Raw genomic sequence first — 5789 nt, forward strand, 5'->3', positions numbered from 1 at the left:
ATTCTATACACTTCCACTTTCCTTTTTTTCATTGTATTCTAATTATAAGGGACTATTAACCCAATTAGGGGGATCGCCAAATGGATCATTCCAAATTAGCAAAGGAAATTTTAACTCTTGTTGGTGGTGAACAAAATGTAACCGCTCTAGTTCACTGTACAACAAGGCTACGTTTTAAACTTAAAAATAGAGAAAAAGCAAATAAAGCTATGCTTAAGAAACTTCCAAATGTTATTCAAGTCATGGAAATGGCTGGACAATTTCAAATTGTCATCGGACCAGATGTTAATGAGGTCTATCGTGAAATAATGATGGCAACAAACCTTGATGATGTAAAAGAAGAGGAAGCACAAGATGAAGATAAGGAGAGTTTTTTTAATCGTGCAATAGATGTTATTTCAAGCATTTTTACCCCTTTATTAGGGGCAATGGCAGGTGTCGGTATATTAAAGGGCTTGCTTATTTTAGCAGTTGACTTTGGTTGGATAGTGAAAGAGGAAGGTACGTATCAAATATTGCACGCTGCAGCAGATAGTTTGTTTTATTTTATGCCAATCTTGCTTGCGATTACATCGGCACGAAAATTTCGAACGGATCCATATATATCTGTCGTAATTGCTGGTGCCTTATTGTATCCGGATTTAATTGAAATTTATAATGAAGGATTGGATATTACATTTTTGGGGCTACCGATTTTTTTAACAAACTATTCAACCTCTGTGATTCCGATAATCATAGCTGTTTATGTTATGTCAAAAATTCAGCCAATTATTAATAAATGGTTTCATTCTTCAATTAGAACGTTTTTCACACCATTATTTTTAATCGCGACAATGGTACCGTTAACTTTATTAGTTTTTGGACCTTTTGGCACGATTGTTAGCAAATGGCTAGGAATTGGTTATTCATTTTTGTATGAAGGCAGTCCATTTATAGCAGGTGCAATCGTCGGCTTTTTCTGGCAAATTCTTGTTATTTTTGGTCTTCATTGGGGTCTTGTACCAATTGCAGTAAATAATCTATCTCAATTTGGTTTAGACACATTTGCTGCGATGCTTACACCTGCAATTTTTGCTCAGGCTGGATCAACCTTAGGAGTTTGGCTAAAAACGCGGAATAAGCAAGTGAAGGCTATTTCAGGTCCAGCTACATTTGCAGGGGTTCTAGGCATTACAGAACCAGCTATATATGGGATTACGTTGCGTTTTAAAAAGCCGTTTATAATCGGGTGTATCGGTGGAGCAGTCGGTGGGGCAATCGTCGGAGTTTCTGGTGCTGCAGCTAATTCAGTAGCAGTTCCTGGACTTACGACCTTACCAGTTTATTTCGGACAAGGCTTTCCATTATTTATTATTGCGATTATCATTGCTGTTTGCATTGCAGCTATAGGAACATTTTTATTTGGTTATAGGGATGAAGAAGAAGATGATGAGATAGTACCTTCATCTAAAGCAGAGCATCCAGCAATCGAGGATTCAATCATATATAGTCCTTTAGCAGGAGCAGTTATTCCTTTAGAACAAGTTGAAGATGAAGTGTTTTCTTCTGGTGCGATTGGAGGTGGTGTGGCAATTATTCCGACTGAAGGGAAGTTGTTTTCTCCAGTAAACGGCGTCGTTACATCCATTTTTCCGTCTAATCACGCGTTTGGAATTACCTCTGATGCAGGGATTGAAATTCTTATTCATATTGGGATGAATACTGTACAACTAGGTGGAAAGGATTTTGATGTACAAATAAATAAAGGTGATAAAATTACAAAGGGCCAATTACTGGCTACCTTTGATATTATGGGCATTGTCCATGCCGGATGTTCGATTACAACACCAATTGTGATCACCAATTCAATGGAATATCTTGATGTGATAAGTATTGAAGCAGAAAATGTTGAAGTAGGGGAGCGTTTGATTACGATAGTAAAATAGTAAAAGCCCAATTTAGTGACAATCTTCATTGTGATAACGAGATTGTCACTAATAATATGTCTATTTTACTTTTAATTCGTCAAGCATTTCCTCTACTGCATGTGCAAAGCCATGTTCTCTATTTGTTTTTGTTGTGAAGTTGCACAACTGCTTGATTTCATTATCGGCATTTCCCATTGCAACACCGCGTCCAGCCATCGTTAGCATTGAAACATCGTTATAACTATCTCCAATCGCCATTACATCTTTCATAGCGATATTGAGCGTTTTTGCAAAGTGTTCAAGAGCAGGTCCTTTTTGTGCATCTTTATGATTAAATTCTAGATTTGAAAAGCCTGATGAGGTAATAGCTAAGTCTTCCTTGTCTTTTAATTGAAGATAAATAGGGTTTAAATTTTCATTTTTCATAGAAAATGCAAGAATTTTATAGACGATTATGTCTTCACGCTCGAATAGTTCATTCATATCTGGAGTAATTTTTATTTCTTCATCCTGAAAACGCTGCAATGCCATCTCGCGAATTTCTTCTCGTGAAGTAGTTGGATGGAAAGACATCATAATATCAATCATGACCTGTAAAAAACCTTCACGGCTTTTTGTAAATCCGCCCTGGTTTGTAAATACTTCAAAATATAAGCCTTCTTTTTCACAAATTGCCTGAATTCTTTTACAGTCTTGTTCTTCTAATGGAGTACTTTTTAGTAATTGGCCAGCATTGTTATAAATTTTTGCGCCATTTAAACAAATTATAGGAAGATTAAGACCAGCTGCCTCTAGAGGTTTTTTCGCAGCATGGTAAGTGCGCCCTGTAGCGACAACAACTTGTATGCCATGCTTCTCAGCTTTTTTAATCGCTTGAACATTTTCTGCACTAATCTCATGATTTTCGTTTAGTAATGTTCCGTCTAAATCAGTCGCTAAGAGTTTCACAATGTATCCTCCTTTAAGATAATAAAAATAAATATCTAGAATAGTAAGCAAAAAAATTATATACTGATTAAATATATAAAACAATTAATCTTATTTTTAGTATACACTTCATTGGTTTTTTACGATAGTGAAGTATGTATAGCTTCCTTTAATTTTATGTAAATTTTTTCTGTATTAGAAGACAACTTGAATATTTGCAAAAACAATGACATTATGGTGTAATGGGTCATATACTTTTTATACCTTACTATATAAAATATAAAGGGCAATAAAATTTATTGAACAGGAAGATTCAGATGAAAATTGATTTAACATATAAAGAAAAGCTGCTTAAGATATTAACAGAAGATCAGATTAAATTTTTTGAACCATTAAAAAAGCATACGTACACAAGATTAGGGGGAGAAACTGATGTGTTTGCTACCCCAACAACGTATGATCAATTAGAAAAGATTATCAAACTTTCAAAGGAATACGGAGTTCCTGTTACATTGATTGGTAACGGTTCTAATTTAATTGTAAAAGATAAGGGGATTCGCGGATTAACAATAAGTCTTGTGGCAATGCAAGAAATAAGAGCTGAGTCCAACACAATATATGCACAATCAGGTGCTGCAATTATTGATGTGTCAAGATATGCGTTAGCAAAAAATTTATCTGGCCTAGAGTTTGCCTGCGGGATTCCTGGAACTGTTGGCGGAGCACTGTATATGAATGCTGGAGCGTATGGCGGACAGATTTCAGATGTTTTAAAAAGTGCGTTGCTTATGAATGAGGAAGGTGAGAGATTTACTTTATCAAATGAGGAACTTTCGTTAGAATACAGAAAAAGTATTATTTCAAAAAAGAATTATATTGTACTAGAGGCAGAATTTAGTCTCGAGGAAGCAAGCTATGAGAAAATAAAAGCGAAGATGGATGAGAATACTTTCCTTAGAGAAAGTAAACAGCCATTGGAGTATCCGTCATGTGGTAGTGTATTTAAACGACCTCCTGGCTATTTTGCTGGCAAGCTTATCCAGGATTGTGGTCTACAAGGATTAAGAATTGGTGGTGCCGAGGTTTCTACGAAGCATGCTGGATTCATCGTGAATGTTGATAATGCGACTGCAAAGGATTATACCGATTTGATTAATATTATCCAAAGAACGGTAAAAGAGAAATTTGCGGTAGATTTAGAAACAGAGGTAATGATCATTGGCCGAGATGAAAGCGATGCTGATTGATCGTTTTCATTAATTTGAGTTATTGAAGTAAATTGCTTTATAAAAAATTCCATGAAGTAAGGAGGTAAGGCAGATGGGAATCGTTGTCGTTGAAATATGTGATGGTAGCTTAATTAATGAGCTTGATATCGAAAGCATTTTGGAAGCACAATATCCAGAAGTGGCAGTGATTGAAAGTAGCTGCCTTTCCTTTTGTGGAATGTGTGCAAAGAGACCATATGCAATTGTAAACGGAAAACGAATTTTTGCCAAAACATCAGAAGAATGCTTGGCATTAATTAAAGAACAAATCGAAGCTGAGTTGGCGGAGTATTCATTGTAATAATATTTGACCTATTAGGTGAGAAATCGCACTAAGTTTTTAAGGAAGGCATACTCCTTAGCTAGAAGATGTGTAAGGTATGAATGCTATTTGGGAGCGGGTCATTCTAGAAAGCGTAGAGTTCGGTATACTACAAATTATATATAGATGAAGAATAGTTAATGTAATTTCAGTTAGAAATCGGACGAGAGTAAGTGAATGTTGAAAAAAGATGTTGTTGCGATAGTATGCTTCAATGAAACTGTCTATATGCCAAAAATAATCGAGATGAATTAATCAGTCCGAATGTTATTTCACTATAACGTATTTAGCTGTAATGTTTTTATAAGGATTTCGAATTGTTCATAAGAAAAAACGCATGGAGTGGGTGGTTACCACCAAAAGTAAGAGCGAAAGAACTAACTTTTTGGGGTCTGACTTGTTCCATGCGCTTTTCTTTTGCCATTGGTGAATTATCCTTCAAATAAATAATCCCTCTCAACTTTACAAATTCGAACTTGGTAACTTTTATACCATTCTCGTTTGCCCTTATCCTGTGCAATTTTATGGGCGGAGTTTTCCTTCCAATTTTTAATGTCTTCTAACGATCTCCAATAAGATACTGTAATACCTAGCTTGTTATCCCTTGCACTTTCCATACCTAAAAATCCCTGTTGCTCAGAAGCTAGCTTTTCCATAGCTTCTGACATTTTTCCATACCCATTATCCCCTTCTGTTCTCTGGGAAGAAAAGATTACTGCATAATAGGGTGGGTGCGGTTTATTGATTTTTTTGTCCATTATTAATTCCTCCAATATTAATTCCTTTATTTAGAATAGCTTTCGATTTAGATTAATAAAGTAAATGTATAATACTATGATAATAACTGATTTTTTTTAGAGGGTATATCAATTTAATGAATTGCTAATTAACTTATTGAAAATACAGAAAAATTTATACATAGAATTACTGGGTATATTAAGATATAATTTATGGGACTAAGGAAAGGTTAAATGAATGCATTTAACTAAACTAAATTAAAAAAGATTTGAGGGAAATGTATGGCATTTACTAGTTTTATTATGTTGTTTGTTGTATGTTTGGCTTTTCTTTTCTTTGTGGTAGGTGTTACTTTATATAAGAAAAAGAAAACAACAAATAAACCAAGCATTCTCGGAGTTTGTTCGCTATTACTACAACTAATTCTGTTTGTTTTATTCTTTAGTGGAATCTTAGAAAAATTTAATGAAACAGTAGCTAATATTTATTGGTTAGGTACGATTATATTTGGTCTCGTTGTTGGAGTAAAAGAAATAAAAAGGAATATCATTATATCTTTAGCAAGTATTTTTTTGAGCATATTATTAGCGATTCTAATGTTTCTAATGCTACTAATTACCTCAATGT

The 5789-nt window shown here is 34.5% G+C and carries 6 protein-coding genes; 4 read left to right on the forward strand and 2 right to left on the reverse strand.

What is annotated here, in order from left to right; genetic code table 11:
- Nucleotides 1-80 precede the first annotated feature (80 nt).
- Complete coding sequence (locus tag HU235_RS13615) at nt 81-1925, forward strand: beta-glucoside-specific PTS transporter subunit IIABC (protein ID WP_174880547.1); 1845 nt, start codon at nt 81-83, stop codon at nt 1923-1925.
- A 60-nt stretch (nt 1926-1985) separates the two neighbouring features.
- On the opposite strand, the gene HU235_RS13620 is transcribed toward HU235_RS13615, so the two are convergent.
- Nucleotides 1986-2855, reverse strand: coding sequence for a Cof-type HAD-IIB family hydrolase (locus tag HU235_RS13620; protein ID WP_145581874.1), 870 nt, complete (start codon nt 2853-2855; stop codon nt 1986-1988).
- Between the two features lie 296 nt (nt 2856-3151).
- On the opposite strand from HU235_RS13620, the gene murB reads away from it, so the two are divergent.
- Entirely contained in the window at nt 3152-4081 is a 930-nt protein-coding gene (gene murB, locus HU235_RS13625; protein ID WP_174880548.1) for a UDP-N-acetylmuramate dehydrogenase, read from the forward strand.
- A 73-nt stretch (nt 4082-4154) separates the two neighbouring features.
- Nucleotides 4155-4403: a YuzB family protein gene (locus tag HU235_RS13630; RefSeq protein ID WP_095302079.1), complete on the forward strand. Its 249-nt coding sequence runs from the start codon at nt 4155-4157 to the stop codon at nt 4401-4403.
- 452 nt (nt 4404-4855) lie between these two features.
- On the opposite strand, the gene HU235_RS13635 is transcribed toward HU235_RS13630, so the two are convergent.
- A complete protein-coding gene (locus tag HU235_RS13635; RefSeq protein ID WP_095302080.1) occupies nt 4856-5182 on the reverse strand; it encodes an antibiotic biosynthesis monooxygenase family protein in 327 nt (108 codons plus the stop codon).
- A gap of 261 nt (nt 5183-5443) precedes the next feature.
- Between HU235_RS13635 and HU235_RS13640 the strand changes: the two genes are divergently transcribed.
- Nucleotides 5444-5789 (forward strand): hypothetical protein (locus HU235_RS13640; protein WP_095302081.1); only part of this gene is annotated, 346 nt, incomplete at its 3' end.

Source organism: Metabacillus niabensis (assembly GCF_902829255.1).
Lineage (GTDB): Bacteria > Bacillota > Bacilli > Bacillales > Bacillaceae > Metabacillus > Metabacillus niabensis.